Below are 18486 nucleotides of genomic sequence, written 5' to 3'. Positions count from 1 at the left end.
TCATGTCGGCACCGGCTGACCTCGCCTACTCCTCGTCGTTCTTCTCGAAGCTGGCGAAGTAGGCGGCGACCATGTCCTCGTCGGCGTGCCCCTGGGCGGCGGCGCGGGCGAACCGTTCGGCGGTCGCGGCGGCGACGTCGAGCCGTACACCGCCGCGCTCGCCGGCCTGGACGATGAGCCGGGCGTCCTTCTCGGCGGTGGCCACCGCGAAGGACGGCGGGGTCAGCCTGTCCTCCAGCACCAGCGCCGACTTGGCCCGCAGATAGCCCATGTCGAGCGGGCCGCCCTCGATGAGGTCGAAGAAGCCCTGCGGGTCGACGTCGAGGGCCTTGGCCAGAGCCAGCACCTCACCGGCCGCCGCGGTGGCCGCGAGGACCCAGCTGTTGGCGACGAGCTTGAGCCGGCTGGCGCTGCCCGCCGCCCCGTCGGTGCCGGTCCACATGGTCCTGGCGCCCACCGCCTCGAAGACCGGCGCGACCTTCCCCCGGCCCTCCTCCGGCCCGGCGGCCAGCACGGTCAGCTCACCGGCCTCGGCGGGCTGCCGGGTGCCGAGGACGGGGGCGTCGTAGAAGACGAGTCCGTGCTGGCGGGCGAAGGCGGCCAGGTCGGTGATCAGCTCGGTCCCGGCGGTGGTGCACTGCGCCCACACCGTGCCGGGGCGCAGCGCCGGGGCGGCCTCGCGCATGACGTCCAGCGCCGTGTGGCCGTCGTACAGCATGGTCAGGACGACGTCGGCGCCCTCGACGGCCTCGGCGGGCGTGCCGGTGATCCGCGCGCCGTCGGCGGCCAGCGGTTCGGCCTTCTCGCGGGTGCGGTTCCAGGCGCGGACCGTGAGCCCGGCACGGCACAGGTTGCGGGCCATGGCGGCGCCCATGATGCCGGTGCCCAGGACGCTGACGGTCGGCTTGTCGGTCATGCGACTGCTCCTCGTGGTGCGGTTCGGACGACGTTGCCCTGCCCGGGGCAGCGCCGAGTGGCGCTGCCCCGGGTGCAGTATCAACCCGATCCGTAACCCCGGCAGTCCCGCTGCGGGCCGGCCGTCGGAGAGGCCGTCAGACCCGGGCCGGCTCCCGCTCGGGCTCCGCACCGGACGGCGTGCGCAGGCCCTCGCCCTCGACGTCCACGTTGGGCAGCGCACGGTCCAGCCACGTCGGCAGCCACCAGGCCCGCTCGCCGAGCAGGGCGAGCACCGCCGGGACGATGGCCATGCGGACGATGAAGGCGTCGAAGAAGACGGCGATCGCGAGACCGAAGCCGATCATCTTGATCATCGCCTCGCTGGAGCCGATGAAGCCGGAGAAGACGGCGATCATGATGACGGCGGCGGCGGTGACGACCCGGGCGCCGTGCTTGAAGCCGGTCACCACCGCCTGGCTCGGCCGCTCCCCGTGGACGTACGCCTCCCGCATCCGGGTCACGAGGAAGACCTCGTAGTCCATCGCGAGACCGAAGACCACGCCCACCATGAAGATCGGCATCATCGACATGACGGGGCCGGTCTGCTCGACGTTCATCAGGCCGGACAGCCAGCCCCACTGGAAGACCGCGACGACCGCGCCGAGCGCCGCGAGCACGCTGAGCAGGAAGCCGAGGGCCGCCTTCAGCGGGACCAGGACCGAGCGGAAGACCACGATCAGCAGCAGGAAGGCGAGGCCGACCACGAGCGCCAGGTACGGGATCAGGGCGTCGTTCAGCCGCTGCGAGACGTCGATGTTCATCGCGGTCGAACCGGTGACGAGCACCTCGGAGTCCGTCGTGCGGGCGATGTCCGCGCCCTTGTCCCGGATGGCGTGCACCAGGTCCTCGGTCGTCGCGGAGGACGGCTTGGACTTCGGTACGACGGTGATGATCGCGGTGTCGCCCGCCTTGTTGGGCGCGGCCGGGGTCACCGTGACGATGTCCTTCAGGCCCTTGATCGCGTCGCCGGCCTCGGTGAAGGCCGCCTTGGGGTCGGAGCTGCCCTTGGCGTCGACGACGACCATGAGCGGGCCGTTGAAGCCGGGTCCGAAGCCCTCGGAGAGCAGGTCGTACGCGCGGCGCTGGGTGGTGGAGACCGGCTGGGAGCCGTCGTCCGGGAGGCCCAGTTCCAGCGAGGCGGCCGGGATCGCGGCCGCGCCGAGGCCGAGCACACCGAGGAGCAGCACGGCCACCGGGCGGCGGACGACGAAGCCCGCCCAGCGGGTGCCCATGTTGGGCCGCGCCGGCTTCTTCGGGGTGCGGCCGCCGCCGAGCAGCCTGCTCTTCTCACCGGCCGGCTTGACCTTGCGGCCCGCGTAGCCGAGCAGCGCCGGGATCATGGTCAGCGCGATCAGTACGGCGATGGCGACCGTGCCCGCCGCCGCGACGCCCATCTTCGTCAGCATGGGGATGTTGACCACGGAGAGACCGACCAGGGCGATGACGACGGTCAGGCCGGCGAAGACCACCGCCGAACCCGCCGTACCGACGGCGCGGCCGGCCGCCTCCTCGCGTGCGCGGCCCTCGGCGAGTTCCGCGCGGTAGCGGGAGACGATGAACAGGGCGTAGTCGATGCCGACGGCGAGGCCGATCATCGTGGCCAGGGTGGAGGTGGTGGAGCCCAGGTCCAGCGCGCTGGCCAGCGCCGTGATCGACGCGACGCCGATGCCGACGCCGACGATCGCGGTCAGCAGCGGCAGCCCGGCGGCCAGCAGCGAGCCGAAGGTGATGACGAGGACGACGGCGGCGATGCCGATGCCGATGACCTCGCTGGAGCCCGTCTCGGGCGTCGCGTTCAGCGCGTCGCCGCCGACCTCGACGGTCAGCCCGGCGTCCCGCGCGTCCTGTGCGGCCTTCTTCAGGGCGTCCCGCGAGGAGTCCTCCAGCTCCATGCCGGAGACCTTGTACTTCACCGAGGCGTAGGCGATCGTGCCGTTCCGGCTGACCGTGTGCCCGGTGTAGGGGTCGGCGACGGAGGCGACCTCGGCGCCGGTGCCCAGCTCCTTGACGGTCTTCTCCACGGCCGCCTTGTTGCCGGCGTCGGTCATCTTCTCGCCGCTGGGCGCCTTGAAGACGACCCGCGCGGTGGCGCCGTCGGCGCTCATCCCGGGGAAGCGCTGTTCCAGCAGGTCGAAGGCCTTCTGCGCCTCGGTGCCGGGGATGGAGAACGAGGTGTTGCCGGCGGCGGGGGCGCTGGCCGCGCCGACGCCCGCGAGGGTCAGCAGCGCCACCCATATGAGGGCGACGACGTGCCGTCGCCGGAAGGCGAGCCGGCCCAGTTTGTAGAGGAATGTGGCCACGAGGGCGTACTCCCGGTCAGTCGTGGTTTTTCAGGGCAGGGGTGATCAGCCCGACGACGTGAGCGGATACGTCAGGTGGTGGGCTTGCCGGGGAATTGCTGGGGAGAGACCTGTGGTCAGCCGGCGGGTACGCCGAGGGCGGGGAGGACCACGGCGTCGATGTAGGACTTCAGGAAGTCCTGGGTGGGCGGCAGGTCGTCGATGAGCGTGCGCGCGGTGAACGCGCCGATCATCATGTGCACCACGAACCGGAGCGCCGGCCGGTCCGCGGGGATCTCACCCCGGTCGACGGCCCGCTGCAACACGCGGCGGAACTCCGTCAGTTCGGGTTCGATGAGCTGCTCCCGGAACGCCTGGAGCAGGTCCGGGTTGGTGTGCGTGGCCATGGCCAGACCCCGCATCAGGGCGTTGTTCTGTTCCATGGTGCAGTCGTCCTCGCGCGTGACGAGGGCGTGCAGGTCGCCGCGCAGCGAACCGGTGTCGATGCCGGCGATGCTGCGCGGGTGGCTGTGCCGGATCGCCTTCGCCACCAGCTGGGCCTTGCCGCCCCACTGGCGGTAGAGCGTGGCCTTGCTGGACCGGGTGCGGGCCGCCACGGCGTCCATGGTGAGGACGTCGTAGCCGACCTCCCGGAGCAGGTCGAGGACGGCGTCGTACAGCTCGGCCTCGCGCTCGGGTGTGATCCGGCTGCGACGCCCTGTTGCGACGCTTTCGGTCATCCCGCTCGCCTCCCGCTCCGCTGCGTGCTTCCGCGTACGTCCATGAAGATACCGCGCGAGCCTAGCGAAACGAAACGGTTTCGTACGTGTGGTGGGTCACGAAGGTGAAGGACACATAAGCGGCGGTTCCACAAGTTGCCCGCCCCGGGTGGGCGGAAAAGCATGGGGAGGTGAGCTATCTGCGCCTTCCCCACCTCAGCGGCGACCTGCTGTGCTTCGTGGCCGAGGACGACCTCTGGCTGGCACCCCTCGACGCCCCGGGCCGCGCCTGGCGGCTCACCGTGGACCGCACCAAGACCGGTCACCCGCGCTTCTCCCCCGACGGCCGCCAGATCGCGTACACCACCTGGCGCAGCCTCGTCCCCGAGATCCATCTGGTCGGCATCGACGGCGGCCCCGCCCGGCAGCTGACCTACTGGGGCAACGCCGACACCCAGGTCTGCGGCTGGACACCGCCCGAGGAGGACGGCAGGAGCGACATCCTCGCCGTCGCCTCCCACGGCCAGCCGTTCTCGTACTTCACCTGGGCCTACAAGGTGACCACCGACGGCGACCCCGGCCGCAAGCTGCCCTGGGGCCCGGTCTCCGACATCCAGGTCGCCGACGTCGACGGCCTGCACAAGACCCTGCTGCTCACCGGCACCCCACCGCACGAACCGGCCTCCTGGAAGCGCTACCGCGGCGGCGCCATGGGCCGGCTGTGGCTGCACGGGCAGCGTCTGCTGCCCGACCTCCAGGGCCATCTGGCCTGCCCCATGTTCGTCGGCGGCCGGATCGCCTTCCTCTCCGACCACGAGGGCGTCGGAAACCTCTACTCCTGCGCGTACGACGGCTCCGACCTGCGCCGGCACACCGACCACGACTCCTTCTACGCCCGGCACGCCGCGAGCGACGGCACCCGCGTGGTCTACCAGTGCGCCGGCGACCTGTGGCTGGTGGACGACCTCTCCCCGGACGGCGTACCGCGCCGGCTCGACATCCGCCTCGCCGGGCCGCGCACCGGCCGCCGCCGCTACCAGGTGCCGGCCGCGCAGAACGTCGACGGCATCACCGTGGACGAGACCGGCCGGGCCAGCGCCGTCGTCGTACGCGGCAGCCTGCACTGGCTCACCCACCGCGACGGCCCCGCCCGTACGATCACCGACACGCCGGGCGTCCGGGTCCGGCTGCCGGAGATGCTGGGATCCACCGGGCAGGTGGCGTATGTGACGGACGCCGAGGGCGAGGACGCCGTCGAGATCGCCCAGCTGCCCCGCGCGTCCGGCGACCGCCCGCCCCGCCGGATGGCCTCCGGCGAGCTGGGCCGGGTCCTGGAGATGGTCTGCGACCCGCTCGGCGAACGCATCGCCATCGCCGCGCACGACGGCCGGCTGCTCCTGCTCGACGTGGGCGAGGAGGCGGTCGACGTGGGCGAGGAGGCGGAGAGTGCCGTGACCGTCGGGAAGGGTGGGGAGGCGGTGGATCCGGGCGCCTCCGCGCCGGAACCGGCCGACGGCCGCGTCGTCGAACTGATCCGCTCCGTCAACGGCCCGGTCCGCGACCTCGCCTTCTCCCCCGACGGCGCCTGGCTCACCTGGTCCCACCCGGGCATCGGCCGCTCGCTGCGCCAGATCAAGCTGGCCCGGATCAAGGACCGGCTGATCGTGGACGTGACCGACGGCCGCTTCGAGGACGAGAACCCCGTCTTCACCCGCGACGGCCGCTACCTCGCCTTCCTCTCCTGGCGCGGCTTCGACCCGGTGTACGACGTGCACACCGGCGACCTCTCCTTCCCGCTCGGCTGCCGCCCGTACCTGGTCCCGCTCAACTCGGCGACCCCCTCCCCCTTCGCCCTGAACCCCGAGGGCCGCCCGGCCGCCGGCGGGCTGGACCCGGCCGAGGAGGAGGAGACCGGCGAGCACGGCACCGTGACCGTGGAGGTGGAGGGGCTGGCGAACCGGGTCACCCCGTTCCCGGTGATCGCCTCCAAGTACTCCGCGCTGTGCCCGGTCGCGGGCGGCGGCCTGGTCTGGCTGCGCTGGCCGATCTCCGGCGCGCTCGGCGAGACCTTCGCCAACCCGGCCGACATCAGCGGCCGCCCGACCCTGGAGTACTTCAACCTCACCAAGGCGAAGAAGTCCGAACTGGTCGACCACCTGGACTGGTTCGCAGTGAGCGGCGACGGCACCCGGCTGGTCGTCGTGGACGAGGGCGATCTGCGGGCCGTGCCGTCCACCGAGACGGGCGACAGCGACAGCACCGTCTGGATCGACCTGCGCCGCATCCTGCACGACGTGGACCCGCCCGCCGAGTGGCGCCAGTCCTACGAGGAGGCCGGCCGGCTCATCCGCGCCCACTTCTGGGACCCGGGCATGTGCGGCATCGACTGGGCGGCGGTGCTCGACCAGTACCGCCCGCTGGTCGACCGCGTCGCCTCCCCCGACGAGTTCGCCGACCTGCTGCGCGAGGTGCTCGGCGAACTCGGCACCTCGCACGCCTATGTCACCGCCGCCCGGCGCAACGAGGGACCACCCCACTACCAGCGCTGGCAGGGCCTGCTGGGCGCCAACCTGGTGTGCCGGGACGGCCGGTGGGTGGTCAAGCGCATCCTGCCCGGCGACTCCTCCGACTCCAGGGCCCGTTCGCCGCTGGCCGGCACGGGCATCCGCGAGGGCGCCGCGCTCACCCATGTCGACGGCCGCCCGGTGGACCCGCTGACCGGCCCCTACCCCCTCCTCGCCGGCTCCGGCGGTACGACCGTGGAGCTGACCTTCACACCCCCCGAAGGCGAGTCCGGCGGGCCCCGGCGGGTCGCCGTCGTCCCGCTCGTCGACGAACGGCCGCTGCGCTACCAGGACTGGGTGGCCAAGCGCCGCGAGGTGGTCCGCGAGCTGAGCGGCGGCAAGTGCGGCTACCTGCACATCCCCGACATGGGCGGCTCCGGCTGGGCCCAGTTCAACCGCGACGTGCGCATGGAGATGTCCCGGCCCGCGCTGATCGTGGACGTGCGCGGCAACGCGGGCGGCCACATCAGCGAACTCGTCATCGAGAAACTCACCCGTACGATCCTCGGCTGGGACCTGACCCGCAACGCCCAGCCGGTCTCGTACGCCTCGAACGCGCCCCGGGGTCCGGTGGTCGCCCTGGCCGACGAGGCGACCTCCTCCGACGGCGACATGATCACCGCCGCCTTCCGGCTGCTGAAGCTCGGCCCGGTGGTCGGCCAGCGCACCTGGGGCGGCGTGGTCGGCATGACCGGCCGGCACCGCCTGGGCGACGGCACGGTGATCACCGTGCCGATGAACGCGGCCTGGTTCGACGCCTACGGCTGGTCCGTCGAGAACCACGGCGTCATGCCCGACCTGGAGATCCTGCGCACCCCGCTGGACTGGGCCGAGGGCCGGCACGCCCAGCTGGACGACGCCGTGCAACTGGCCCTGGAACTGCTGGAGTCCAACCCGCCGGCCGTCCCTCCGGACTACACCGACACCCCCAATCGGGCCCGCCCGAAGCTGCCACCGAGGCAGTAGGGGACAAGGGGAGGGCGCCCTCCCCGAAAGGAGGGCGCCCGATGACCGGCCGGGGCCGAGCACAGTGCTACATGTCGTAGTCGTGGTCGAGCCGGTCCCGCATCTCCTGCTCCGTGTCCTCGATGTCGCGCATGTTCTGGCGACCCCGCTCGGACGGCGGCTGCTGACCGCGCTGCGGCTGGCCGTGCTGCGGCTGCTGACCGCGCTGCGGCTGCCGGCCCTGCTGGCCGGCGCGCTCACGCTCCTGGCCCAGCTTGTCCTTGGCCTTGTCCTGCCACTGGCCGGCCTTGTCGCGGAACTGGTCCTTCGTACCCATGTGGGTTCACTCCCGTGGTGGGTGAGGGTTCTGGGGTCGGCCCCTCGGTGGGGCCTCGACCAGCGTCACACGGGCCCTCACGGTACGCATCTGGATCAGTTACGGTGCGTAGCGCTCGCCTCTTCGTCCGCCGCCCCACCTGCGCCGATGAGTCCCAGACGCATCCCCTGCAACCGGGGCGCGAACCGCTTCATCTCGCGCTGCCCGACCGACCCGATGAGCGCCGGCAGGTATCCGCGCACGCCCTGCATGCCGCGCAGCCACCACTGCGCGTACACATGCGCCGAGCGCCGCTCGATCCCGTCGACCAGCCGGTCCACGGCGGGCCCGAGCGGATACGTCTTGTTCGACGGCCAGGGCAGCCGCTGCCGCAACTCCCGCATCGTGTCGTCCCGGTCGGCGCCGCGCACCATGTCGGTGTCGGTCCAGGAGAGATAGCCGACGCCCACCCGCACGCCCAGGTAGCCGACCTCGGCGCGCAGACTGTGCGCGTACGCCTCGACGCCCGACTTGGAGGCGCAGTACGCCGACATCATCGGCGCCGGGGTGAGCGCGGCGAGCGAGGCGATCTGGAGCAGATAGCCGCGGCTCTCGACCAGCACCGGAAGGAACGCGCGCCCGGTCACCGCCGAACCGATCAGGTTCACCTCGATCACCCGCCGCCACGCCTGCGGGTCGGAGTCGATGAACGGACCGCCGGTCGCCACCCCGGCGTTGGCCACCACGATGTCGACCTTCCCGAACCGCGCCTTCACCTCCTGCGCGACCCGGCTCATCGTCTCGTGGTCGGTGACGTCGGCGTACCAGTACGCGCTCTCGCTGTGCAGCCGCCCCGACACCTCCTTGAGCGCCTCCTCCTCCAGCCCGACCAGCGCGACCTTCACCCCGCGCGCGGACAGCTTGCGCGCCAGCAGCTCGCCGACGCCGCGCGCCGCCCCGGTGACGACCGCGACCTGTCCTTCGAGGCCGACCCTGCTCATGCGCCCTCCTTGATCTGCTGCACGGGGGTGGGGTGCGGCTCGGGGCCGTTCCCCGTGGCGTACGGGCCGTTCCCCGTGACGTATGTGGTGACGAGTTCCCGGATCCGGCCGGTCACCAGCTCGGGCGCCTCGATCGGGGTCATATGGCCGACGCCGGTCAGCTCGGTGAGGCCGACGCAGTGCGGCAGCGCGGCGACCAGCGCGTGGGCGTGTGCGGGGGGCGTGAGCCGGTCGGCCGCGCCGTGCACGATCGCGGTGGGGGCGCGCAGTTCCCGTACCCCGTGCTCCAGATCGAGCGCCGCGAGCACGCCGCCCCAGACCTGGCGCACGGCGCGTGGGCAGGCGTGCACGATCCGCGCGCACGCCTCCACCATGTGCGGGGCGGAACCGGCGCCCATGGTGGCGTACTTGAGGATGCTCTTGGCGACCGGCGTGACCGGGCCGAGGGGGGCGCTCGAGCCGAGGATGCGTCCGGTGATCCAGGTGCGCGCCCGCCCGGCGCGCATCGGCAGTACGCGCGCCTCGGCGACCAGCCGGGAACTGCCCGTGCTGCACAGCAGGACGGCGGCGGCGTGTTCCCGGAAGCGGGGGCGCCCGGAGGCGGCCATGACGGTCATCCCGCCCATGGAGTGGCCGACGACCAGGGCCCGTTCCCCGCGGGTGAGCGTCTCGGTGAGCACCGCTTCGAGGTCGTCCGCCAGCGCGTCGGTGGTGCAGTCGGGACTCGCGGGGCTGCGCCCGTGCCCTCGCTGGTCGTACGCGATCACCCGGTGGTCGGCCGCCAGTTCCCGTATCTGCGCGGCCCAGAAGGCGGTCGAGCAGGTCCAGCCGTGGGAGAGGACGACGGGGGGCGCGTCCTTAGGACCGTGCACCTCGACATGCAGCCGCGCGCCGTCGGCGGAGGTGACGGTGAGGACCCGGGAGGGCACGGGCGGGGCGTAGGGGCCGGAGGCGACGGGGGTCGGCCGGATCATGCGGCGCCCTCCCCCTGCGATGCGCTGCCGGCGTGCGCGGGAGCGGGTTCCTGGGTCGCGCCCGCTGGTCGCCGCGGTTCCGCGGGCTTCCGGATGACCTCGTACTCCGCCAGGTCCACCCGCCGTGTCGCCCGCCGGAACTCCGTCGTCGTACCGGGCCAGATGGTGGTGTTGCGGCCGCTCGCGTCGAGGTACCAGCTGGTGCAGCCGCCGGTGTTCCAGACGGTCCGCTTCATCCGCTCCTGCACCCGGTGGTTCCAGGCCTCGACGGCGGCGGGCCGGGCGTCGAGCGCGGTGCGGCCGCCGAGGACGTCGAGCTGGCGCAGATAGTCCGCCATGTAGTTCAGCTGGGACTCGATCATCAGGATCATGGAGGAGTTCCCCAGGCCGGTGTTGGGTCCGATGATCGTCATCCAGTTCGGGAAGCCGGCCGCGGCGGCGCCGCGCAGGGCCTGCATGCCGTTCTTCCAGGACTCGGCGAGCGTGATGCCCTCCGCCCCGACCACGCGCTCGGCGATCGGCATGTCCGTGACGTGGAAGCCGGTGCCGAAGATGATCGCGTCGACCTCGGCCTCCGTACCGTCCGCGGCGACGACGGTCGACCCGCGGATCTCGCTCAGCCCGCTCGCGACGACGTCCACATTGGGCCGGGCCAGCGCCGGGTAGTAGGTGCTGGACAGCAGGATCCGCTTGCAGCCGATGCGGTAGTCGGGGGTGAGCTTGGCGCGCAGGGCCGGGTCCTTGATGGCGCGGGCCATGTTGCGCTTGGCCAGCTGCTCCACCAGGCCGAGTTCGTCCGGGTGCTTGGTGAACGCCTGCACCTGGAGTTCCCGGATGCCCCAGAGCAGCCCGCGGCGCAGCTGGGTGGTGAAGGGGACGGCGCGGTGCAGCCGGCGTTCGGCGCCGGTGATGGCGCGGTCGACCCGGGGCATCACCCAGGCCGGGGTGCGCTGGAAGAGGGTGAGCCGGCCGGCCTTCGGCTGGATGGCGGGGACGATCTGAATGGCGGAGGCACCGGTGCCGACCATGGCGACGCGCTTGCCGCGCAGGTCGTAGTCGTGGTCCCAGCGCGCGGAGTGGAAGACCGTGCCCGGGAAGGACTCGAGGCCCGGGATCTCGGGGATCTTCGGGTCGGACAGCGGTCCGGTGGCGGAGACGACGACATCGGCGGTCAGGGAGCCGCGCGTGGTCTCGATGTTCCACCGCAGTTGCTCGTTGTCCCAGCTCATCAGCTTCACCTCGGAGTCGAGGCGGAGGTGCGGGCGCAGGCCGAACAGGTCGGTGACGTGCTCCAGGTAGGCGCGGATGTGCCGCTGGCCGGAGAAGGTGCGCGGCCAGTCCGGGTTGGGCGCGAAGGAGAAGGAGTACAGATGCGAGGGCACGTCACAGGCGCACCCGGGGTAACTGTTGTCCCGCCAGGTGCCGCCGACGCTGTCCGCCCGCTCCAGGACGACGAAGTCGGTGATTCCCTCGCGGCGCAGCCGCACGGCGGCCCCGAGTCCGCCGAACCCGGACCCGATCACCGCCACCCGCACATGCTCTTGCTCGGCCATCCCGAAGCCTCCAGGCCCCATCGAGGAACTCTGCCAGTGAACACTGGCGCAATGGGACTGTAGAGCAGCTCCGTACCGAGCGGTAGGGGGCGCGGAAGGAAAGTTACCGGCGGTACGCCATAGGCTGCGGGCGTGGCAGAGGACGCAGAACACCCGAGCGCCGGCACCCCGCGCGAGTACCGCATGGAGGAGCTGGCCCGCCTGGCCGGCATCACGGTGCGCACGCTCCGCTTCTACCGCGAGCGCAAACTGCTTCCGCCGCCCCGCCGCGAGGGCCGTATCGCCTGGTACGACGACCATCACCTGGCCCGGCTGCGCACCATCGCGGCCCTGCTGGAGCGCGGCCACACCCTGAACGGCATCGCGGAGCTGGCCGAAGCCTTCGAGCACGGCCGGGACGTCGCCGACCTGCTGGGTGTCGGCGCCCCCACCGAGGAGGAGCCGGTGCGGCTCACCCCGGAGGAACTCGCCGCCCGCTTCGAGGGCCAGGTCACCCCGGAGAACCTCGCCGCCGCCCTGGACCTGGGCTACCTCGGCACCGACGGAGGCGAGATCGTCCACATCAGCCGCCGGCTGCTGGACGTCTCGTCCGCGCTGGTCCGCGAGGGCATTCCGCTCGGCGAGGTGCTGGCGGCGGGGGCGCGCGTCCGGGAACACGCCGACGCCCTGGCCGAACTCTTCGCCGACCTGGTCCTTCGCCACGCCCCGGAGGAGGACCTGAACCGACTGCGCCCGCTGGCCCGCAGCGTCGTGGAGGCGGAACTCTCCCTCGCCCTGGACCGCCGCATATCCAAGGAGAAGACCGGCTGACCAGGCGCGGCTACAGGTCGTAGACGACGGTCACCGGGGCATGGTCGGACCACCGTTCGGCGTGGGTGGCCGCGCGCTCCACGAACCCCTTGACCGCCCTGCCGGCGAGCCCGGGCGTCGCGACCTGGTAGTCGATGCGCCAGCCCGAGTCGTTGTCGAAGGCCCGCCCGCGGTACGACCACCAGCTGTACGGCCCCTCGACATCCGGGTGCAGGGCGCGCACGACGTCGGCGTAGCCGCCGTCCGCCGCGTCGAACACCCGGTCGAGCCAGGCCCGCTCCTCGGGCAGGAAGCCCGCGTTCTTGGTGTTGGCGCGCCAGTTCTTGAGGTCGGCCTCGCGGTGGGCGATGTTCCAGTCGCCGCAGACGACGACCTCGCGCCCGTCGGCGGCGGCCCGGACCCGCAGCTCCTTGAGGTGGGCGAGGAACTCCCCCATGAAACGGATCTTCTCGTCCTGCCGCTCGGTGCCCACCTCGCCCGAGGGCAGATAGAGGGAGGCGACCGTGACGCCGGGCAGATCGGCCTCGACATAGCGCCCGCTGCCGTCGAACTCGGCGGAACCGAAGCCGATCCGGATCCGGTCGGGTTCGCGCCGCGTGTACAGCGAGACCCCGGCGCGTCCCTTGGCCGCGGCCGGGGCGTGCACGACGTGCCAGCCGTCGGGCCGGCGGACCTGCTCGGGCAGCTGGTGCGGCTCGGCGCGCACTTCCTGGAGGCAGACGACGTCCGCGGAGGTCTGGGCGAGCCACTCCACGAAGCCCTTCTTCGCGGCGGCCCGCAGCCCGTTCACGTTCACCGAGGTCACAGTCAGCACCCAGGCACGATACCGGCACACTGGTCGGAGCCCGGAAAACCCCGGGACCCGCCTTCGCATAGAAGTACGATGCCCAGCATGAATATACGCCGCGTCCGCTTCGACCACCCCGACGCCGTCAAGCTCAACGACGAGGTCCAGGCCGAGTACCACCTCCGCTACGGCGACGGCGGCGACGCCACGGCCCTGGACGCCCTGGAGTTCGACCCGCCCCGGGGTGTGTACCTGATCGCGTACGACGAGTACGACCGCCCCGTGGCCACCGGCGGCTGGCGCAGCCAGGACCGCAACGAGGAAGGCAACGAGGACGGCGACGCCGAGCTGAAGCGCATGTACGTGATCGCGGAGATGCGCGGCCGCGGCCTGGCCCGCCGCATGCTCACGGCACTGGAGGAGGACGCGCGCGCCGCCGGCCGCGTCCGCATGGTCCTGGAGACGGGCACCAAGCAGCCGGAGGCCATCGCCCTGTACACCTCCAGCGGCTATGCCCCGTGCGCCAAGTTCGGCTACTACCGCCACCACGAGGAGAGCCGCTGCTTCGCCAAGCTGCTCTGAGAAGGGGCGAGTTCCGGCGCCGAGCGGGGCCGGAAACGACGAAGATCCCGGCGATCAGATGATCGCCGGGATCTCGTCTACCGACTTGAGTCGCCTCAAGAAGGTGATGCGTGGACCTGAGGGGATTTGAACCCCTGGCCCCCTCGATGCGAACGAGGTGCGCTACCGGACTGCGCCACAGGCCCTTGCAACGAGTGAAACTCTAGCATCCCGATCGCGGTGCTTGGAAATCCGCTCCCCGACTGGTCAGGACGGGGGTCACCGGCGGGCCGCCGATCACTCGTTGGCCGCGCGCGGGCGGTCGCCGTCCTCGTACTGGTCGAAGAGCGGCGTGCGTCCGCGCTCGCGCGCCCGGCGCGCGGAGGCCGCGCCGGAGCTGCCTCCGCGCGAGCGCTTCCGCGCGGGGGGAAGCGCACCGCTCCGGCCGTCCGCCGGCTTGTCCTCGGAGACGGGCGCCGACTCGTCCGCCTCGGCCCCCGGCATCTGCCCCGCCTCCTGCTCCGGCGCGACCGAGCTGGACCGCGCCGAACTCCAGGTGTCGGGCGCCCCGAGGTCCACGTCCGAGGTGGCGCGCGGCGCGACCGGTGCGGTCACATACGTCGGCAGCGGCACCGGCACCGGGTCCCAGCTGTCCCCGTGGCCCGGCCGGCGCTGCCGCTCGCGCTGCTGGTCGACCCATTCGGCGTGGTCGGTCTGCTCCACGAGGGCGCGCCGGTCGGCGGCGAGCGTGGAGAGACCGGTGTCCGTGCCGCTCTCGGGGGCGCCCTCCGGTTCGTCGGCGCCGGAGCCGTCGTCGAGGACCGCGCGGCGGCGCGGCTGGCGCTCGCGCAGACGCTGGGCGGCGACCTCGGCCCGCCGGCGGTCCATCTGGTAGGCGAAGCGGCGACGCTCCTGGGCCCGCAGATAGGCGATGTACGCGCTGAGCATCACGGCGGGTGCGGCGGGCGCCCAGAGGAAGGCCAGCCCGCCGACAGCGGCGACGATCGCGCCGAGGGTGAAGGCGAGGAAGAGCAATACGGTGGTGCGCCTGCGGCGCGCGAGTACCTTCGAGCGCCGGGCGCGTGCCGCGGCCGCCTGTGCCGAGGGCGAACGCCGCTCGGCCGGGCCGCGGTTCTGCGCGGGCGCGGTGGCGGAGTTGGGCGCCGGGGCGGTGATCTGGTCGTCCGCCGGTTCCGCGCTCGAAGGCGCCTCCGGCTCGCTCTCCGGGCGCACCTGACGGCGGGTCGGAGGCATGGCGAAGGCCCGGACGTCCACCGAGTCGGTGACGGCGTCCGGATCGCCGGTGTCCGGCTCCCCCTCCTGGGCGGAGCGCGCCCGCAGGTCCCTGGCGTATCGGCGCTCCATGCCCGCCCTTCCGGACAGCAGCCGGATGGCGGTGCTGAAGCGTTCCGTCGGACGGGCTTCGTTCAGCTCGTCCTGCCTACGGAGCCACATCGGCACCAAGTAGGCGGCCCAGGCCCCGACGATGACTGCGTAGATGAGGCCGCTGCTGCTCACGTCTCACACCGTAGAGGGGTTTGCGTGAGGCCATCTGCCAATTGAGCCGGTGTGTCGCACGATCCGGCTGATATTTCCAGCTTTTTTTGCGACCGATGCGATCAGTGGGCGGCCACAGGGGTGAATTCGATACGCCAGCCCGGTCAACCGCCGATCAATTTCGAACACATATTCAATTTCTAGGGCTGGGTGCGATTCCCGGAGGCGTTGCCCGGGGCGTTCCCGGAGGCGTTGCCCGGGGCGTTGCGGGAGCGTTCCCGCCGCCAGCGGGCCAGCAACCCCTCGGGCACCTCTTCCGCGGTGAGCGCGAAGACGAGATGGTCCCGCCAGGCCCCGTCGATGTGCAGATACCGGGGCCGCAGCCCCTCCGAGCGGAATCCGAGTTTCTCCACGACCCGCCGGCTGGGCCGGTTCTCGGGGCGAATGCAGACCTCGATGCGGTGCAGTCCCACGGCGCGGAAGCAGTGGTCCACCGCGAGCGCGACGGCCGTCGGCATCACCCCGCGCCCGGCCACCGCCTCGTCCACCCAGTAGCCGACGTGCCCGGAGCACATCGACCCCCAGGTGATCCCGGCGACCGTCAGCTGTCCGACCAGCTGCCCCTGGTACTCGATCACGAACGGCAGCATCCGTCCCGCGTTGGCCTCGGAGCGCAGATGCCGCACCATCTGCCGGTAGGTCGGCCGGTGGGTGACCGGCCCGCTCGGCGTGGGCGGCGGAATGGTCGCCTCCCAGGGGCGCAGCCAGTCCCGGTTGCGCCGGTTCACCTCGCGCCAGGCCCGCTGGTCGCGCAGCTTTATCGGGCGGAGGACGACATCGCCGTCCGCCAGCACGACGGGCCAGGAAGGGCTGTTCAGCTCGCACCCCCGCTGCTGGGTCTGGGGTGGTCACCGCCGCGGATCTGGTCGACGGCGTGCACCAGCAGGGGCTCCAGGACGGCGAGGCCGTCCTTCACACCGCCGGTGGACCCCGGCAGGTTCACGATCAGGGTCCCGCCCGCCACACCGGCCAGTCCGCGGGACAGCGCCGAGGTCGGGACCTTCTCCCGGCCGAACGCCCGGATGGCCTCCGCGATCCCCGGCACCTCGCGGTCGATCACCGCGCGGGTCGCCTCGGGGGTGCGGTCGGTGGGCGAGATGCCGGTGCCGCCGGTGGTCAGGATGGCGTCGTAACCGGCCTCCACGCCCGCCCGCAGGGCCGCCTCCACCGGTTCCCCGTCCGGGACGACCCGGGGGCCGTCGACGTCGAACCCGAAGCGCTTCAGGCCGTCGGCGATCAGCGGGCCGCCCCTGTCCTCGTAGACGCCCGCGGCGGCCCGGTTGGAAGCGGTGATCACCAGTGCGCGGTAGCTCATGCCCGGCTCCAGTCGCCCGACTTTCCGCCCGTCTTCTCCTCCACCCGTACGTCCGTGATGACCGCCCCCTTGTCGACCGCCTTGACCATGTCGATCACGGTGAGCGCGGCGACCGTCACGGCGGTGAGGGCCTCCATCTCGACGCCCGTGCGGTCCGTCGTCTTCACGGTGGCCCGGATCTCCACGGCGTCGTCCGCGACCGACAGGTCCAGTGTCACACCGGACACCGACAACGGGTGGCACAGCGGGATCAGATCCGGGGTCCGCTTGGCGCCCATGATGCCGGCGATGCGCGCGGTGGCGAGGGCGTCGCCCTTGGGCACCCCCTCGCCGCGCAGCAGCTCCACCACCCGGGGCGAGACCAGGACCCGGCCGCTGGCACGGGCGGTGCGCGCGGTCACGTCCTTGCCGGATACGTCGACCATGCGGGCCGCGCCCGCGTCGTCGATGTGCGTCAGTCGGTCCTGCGTACTCATGCTGTGTGGCGCTCCCGGTCCGGGCCCGTCGCAGTGCGGTGCACGGGCCTGTTGTGCGCGACACGGTACCGCCATGTCGGCGGGCGCAGCGGATCAGGACCGTCCGGCGGACGGCACGCACGCGTGCGTCAGCCGAGCAGGACGACCTCCACCTCGGTTCCGGGCTCGACGGCCGCCACGTCCTCCGGCACGACGATCAGGGCGTCGGCCTGCGCCAGGGCCGCGATCAGGTGCGAGCCGGCACCGCCGACCGGCGTCACCTCGCCGTCCGTGTACGCGCCGCGCAGGAACTGCCGGCGGCCCTTGGGCGAACGCAGCGGCTCGTCCGCGGTGAGCGTGGCCCGCGTGCGGGGCCGGTGGAGGTCCTCCAGGCCCATCAGGGCGCGGATCGCGGGACGGACGAACAGCTCGAAGGAGACGTACGACGACACCGGGTTGCCGGGCAGCGCCAGCAGGGGCGTGTGGTCGGGGCCGATGGAGCCGAACCCCTGGGGCTTGCCGGGCTGCATGGCGAGCTTGCGGAACTCCACACCGCTGCCCGGCTCGTCCTCGTCGCCGACGTGCGACAGCGCCTCCTTGACGACGTCGTACGCCCCGACGCTCACCCCGCCGGTGGTCACCAGCAGATCGGCGCGGATGAGCTGGTCCTCGATGGTGGAGCGCAGGGTCTCGGCGTCGTCGGCGACGGCACCGACCCGGTAGGCGATGGCGCCGGCGTCCCGCGCGGCGGCGGTGAGGGCGAAGCTGTTGGAGTCGTAGATCTGGCCGTCTGCCAGCCCCTCGCCGGGCTGGACCAGTTCGCTGCCGGTGGACAGCACGACCACGCGCGGGCGCGGGCGCACCCGGACCGTGCCGCGGCCGATCGCTGCGAGCAGGGCGATCTGCGGCGGCCCGAGGACCGTGCCGGCCTCCAGGGCGCGGTCGCCCGCCCGTACGTCGCTGCCCTTGGCGCGCACATGCGCGCGTGCCTCGGCGGGGCGGTGCACGCGTACGTGCCCCTCGGCACCCTCCGGCGCGAGGCTGCGCGCCCGCATGCCGCTCACCGGCCCCTCGCCGAGCCCGCCGTCGGTCCACTCGACGGGTACGACGGCCTCGGCGCCGGGCGGCAGCGGGGCGCCGGTCATGATCCGGGCGGCCTGCCCGGGGCCGACCCGGACCGGCTCGGCCGCACCGGCCGCGACGTCCCCGACGACCTCCAGGACGGCCGGGAACTCCTCGCTGGCGCCCGCGACGTCCGCGACCCGCACCGCGTACCCGTCCATGGAGCTGTTGTCGAACGGTGGCAGGGACACCGGCACCGTGATGTCCTCGACCAGGACGCACCCCTGGGCGTCGAGCAGTTGCAGCTCGATGGGTTCCAGGGGGCGGACGGTCGAGAGGATGTCCTCCAGGTGCTCGTCCACCGACCACAGGTCGTCCGGGCCTGTGGGGCGGGTCGCGGCGCTGCTCAAGACTGCTGCATCTCCTCGGCTACGTAACTGCGGAGCCAGGTCCGGAAGCCCGGGCCCAGGTCTTCACGTTCGCACGCGAGTCTGACGATGGCACGCAGATAGTCGCCGCGGTCCCCGGTGTCATAGCGGCGGCCCTTGAAGACGACGCCGTGCACCGGGCCGCCGAGCTTCTCGTCCTGGGCGAGCCGTTCGAGGGCGTCGGTGAGCTGGATCTCGCCGCC

General features: G+C 72.4%; 16 protein-coding genes, 1 tRNA gene and 1 pseudogene. 3 read left to right on the top strand and 15 right to left on the bottom strand.

The annotated features are described in order from the left end of the window. Positions 1–25: 25 nt before the first annotated feature. The 3 genes from ACWCV9_RS27870 to ACWCV9_RS27860 form a co-directional block, all read right to left on the bottom strand. A complete protein-coding gene (locus ACWCV9_RS27870) occupies positions 26–967 on the bottom strand; it encodes an NAD(P)-dependent oxidoreductase (protein ID WP_450790818.1) in 942 nt (313 codons plus the stop codon). An 85-nt stretch (positions 968–1052) separates the two neighbouring features. Then, the gene (locus ACWCV9_RS27865) at positions 1053–3257 is read right to left on the bottom strand and encodes an MMPL family transporter (protein ID WP_450790590.1); all 2205 of its coding nucleotides are present in this window, start codon (positions 3255–3257) and stop codon (positions 1053–1055) included. A 116-nt stretch (positions 3258–3373) separates the two neighbouring features. Then, entirely contained in the window at positions 3374–3976 is a 603-nt protein-coding gene (locus ACWCV9_RS27860) for a TetR/AcrR family transcriptional regulator (protein WP_450790588.1), read from the bottom strand. 170 nt (positions 3977–4146) lie between these two features. Here ACWCV9_RS27860 and ACWCV9_RS27855 point away from each other — a divergent pair, with 170 nt between their 5' ends. Beyond that, a complete protein-coding gene (locus ACWCV9_RS27855; RefSeq protein WP_450790587.1) occupies positions 4147–7485 on the top strand; it encodes a S41 family peptidase in 3339 nt (1112 codons plus the stop codon). A gap of 67 nt (positions 7486–7552) precedes the next feature. On the opposite strand, the gene ACWCV9_RS27850 is transcribed toward ACWCV9_RS27855, so the two are convergent. From ACWCV9_RS27850 to ACWCV9_RS27835, 4 genes are all read right to left on the bottom strand, one after another. Continuing rightward, a complete protein-coding gene (locus ACWCV9_RS27850) occupies positions 7553–7801 on the bottom strand; it encodes a hypothetical protein (RefSeq protein ID WP_450790585.1) in 249 nt (82 codons plus the stop codon). Between the two features lie 95 nt (positions 7802–7896). Further along, complete coding sequence (locus ACWCV9_RS27845) at positions 7897–8781, bottom strand: SDR family oxidoreductase (protein WP_450790584.1); 885 nt, start codon at positions 8779–8781, stop codon at positions 7897–7899. Beyond that, positions 8778–9755 (bottom strand): alpha/beta fold hydrolase, encoded by a 978-nt coding sequence (locus tag ACWCV9_RS27840; RefSeq protein ID WP_450790582.1) that lies wholly within the window; start codon positions 9753–9755, stop codon positions 8778–8780. The genes ACWCV9_RS27845 and ACWCV9_RS27840 overlap by 4 nt, the downstream gene beginning before the upstream one ends. Next, the gene (locus ACWCV9_RS27835) at positions 9752–11308 is read right to left on the bottom strand and encodes a flavin-containing monooxygenase (protein WP_450790580.1); all 1557 of its coding nucleotides are present in this window, start codon (positions 11306–11308) and stop codon (positions 9752–9754) included. Before ACWCV9_RS27835 ends, ACWCV9_RS27840 begins: the two co-directional genes overlap by 4 nt. A 183-nt stretch (positions 11309–11491) precedes the next feature. Between ACWCV9_RS27835 and ACWCV9_RS27830 the strand changes: the two genes are divergently transcribed. Next, positions 11492–12118 carry a MerR family transcriptional regulator gene (locus tag ACWCV9_RS27830; protein WP_450790817.1) on the top strand — a complete coding sequence of 209 codons (627 nt, stop codon included), beginning with the start codon at positions 11492–11494 and terminating at the stop codon, positions 12116–12118. Positions 12119–12128: 10 nt separating this feature from the next. Here ACWCV9_RS27830 and ACWCV9_RS27825 read toward each other — a convergent pair whose 3' ends face one another. Then, entirely contained in the window at positions 12129–12932 is an 804-nt protein-coding gene (locus ACWCV9_RS27825) for an exodeoxyribonuclease III (RefSeq protein WP_450790579.1), read from the bottom strand. A 78-nt stretch (positions 12933–13010) separates the two neighbouring features. On the opposite strand from ACWCV9_RS27825, the gene ACWCV9_RS27820 reads away from it, so the two are divergent. After that, positions 13011–13487, top strand: coding sequence for a GNAT family N-acetyltransferase (locus tag ACWCV9_RS27820; protein WP_450790578.1), 477 nt, complete (start codon positions 13011–13013; stop codon positions 13485–13487). 111 nt (positions 13488–13598) lie between these two features. On the opposite strand, the gene ACWCV9_RS27815 is transcribed toward ACWCV9_RS27820, so the two are convergent. The 7 genes and pseudogenes from ACWCV9_RS27815 to ACWCV9_RS27785 form a co-directional block, all read right to left on the bottom strand. Beyond that, a tRNA-Ala gene (locus ACWCV9_RS27815) sits at positions 13599–13672 on the bottom strand. 91 nt (positions 13673–13763) lie between these two features. Further along, entirely contained in the window at positions 13764–14984 is a 1221-nt protein-coding gene (sepX, locus tag ACWCV9_RS27810) for a divisome protein SepX/GlpR (protein WP_450790576.1), read from the bottom strand. A 179-nt stretch (positions 14985–15163) separates the two neighbouring features. Then, positions 15164–15817: a GNAT family N-acetyltransferase gene (locus tag ACWCV9_RS27805; RefSeq protein ID WP_450790574.1), complete on the bottom strand. Its 654-nt coding sequence runs from the start codon at positions 15815–15817 to the stop codon at positions 15164–15166. Between the two features lie 20 nt (positions 15818–15837). Next, positions 15838–16338, bottom strand: a complete 501-nt coding sequence (locus tag ACWCV9_RS27800; protein ID WP_450790573.1) for a MogA/MoaB family molybdenum cofactor biosynthesis protein — start codon at positions 16336–16338, stop codon at positions 15838–15840. Further along, entirely contained in the window at positions 16335–16814 is a 480-nt protein-coding gene (moaC, locus tag ACWCV9_RS27795; RefSeq protein ID WP_385845008.1) for a cyclic pyranopterin monophosphate synthase MoaC, read from the bottom strand. Before moaC ends, ACWCV9_RS27800 begins: the two co-directional genes overlap by 4 nt. A gap of 128 nt (positions 16815–16942) precedes the next feature. Then, positions 16943–18265 carry a molybdotransferase-like divisome protein Glp gene (gene glp, locus ACWCV9_RS27790; protein WP_450790571.1) on the bottom strand — a complete coding sequence of 441 codons (1323 nt, stop codon included), beginning with the start codon at positions 18263–18265 and terminating at the stop codon, positions 16943–16945. Further along, positions 18262–18486 (bottom strand): annotated as a pseudogene (locus ACWCV9_RS27785) (UTP--glucose-1-phosphate uridylyltransferase); the annotation flags it as partial. The gene glp and the pseudogene ACWCV9_RS27785, both read right to left, overlap by 4 nt.

The sequence above is a fragment of the Streptomyces sp. NPDC001606 genome, assembly GCF_053596835.1.
Note: the sequence above shows the minus strand (reverse complement) of the source record. Positions and strands in the feature narration are given on the sequence as shown.

What these genes read in the sequence shown, in the direction of transcription:
- ACWCV9_RS27860 (WP_450790588.1), bottom strand. Translation starts at nt 3,976, where the DNA reads ATGACCGAAAGCGTCGCAACAGGGCGTCGCAGCCGGATCACACCCGAG.
- ACWCV9_RS27850 (WP_450790585.1), bottom strand. Translation starts at nt 7,801, where the DNA reads ATGGGTACGAAGGACCAGTTCCGCGACAAGGCCGGCCAGTGGCAGGAC.
- ACWCV9_RS27845 (WP_450790584.1), bottom strand. Translation starts at nt 8,781, where the DNA reads ATGAGCAGGGTCGGCCTCGAAGGACAGGTCGCGGTCGTCACCGGGGCG.
- ACWCV9_RS27840 (WP_450790582.1), bottom strand. Translation starts at nt 9,755, where the DNA reads ATGATCCGGCCGACCCCCGTCGCCTCCGGCCCCTACGCCCCGCCCGTG.
- ACWCV9_RS27835 (WP_450790580.1), bottom strand. Translation starts at nt 11,308, where the DNA reads ATGGCCGAGCAAGAGCATGTGCGGGTGGCGGTGATCGGGTCCGGGTTC.
- ACWCV9_RS27830 (WP_450790817.1), top strand. Translation starts at nt 11,492, where the DNA reads ATGGAGGAGCTGGCCCGCCTGGCCGGCATCACGGTGCGCACGCTCCGC.
- ACWCV9_RS27820 (WP_450790578.1), top strand. Translation starts at nt 13,011, where the DNA reads ATGAATATACGCCGCGTCCGCTTCGACCACCCCGACGCCGTCAAGCTC.
- ACWCV9_RS27800 (WP_450790573.1), bottom strand. Translation starts at nt 16,338, where the DNA reads ATGAGCTACCGCGCACTGGTGATCACCGCTTCCAACCGGGCCGCCGCG.
- moaC (WP_385845008.1), bottom strand. Translation starts at nt 16,814, where the DNA reads ATGAGTACGCAGGACCGACTGACGCACATCGACGACGCGGGCGCGGCC.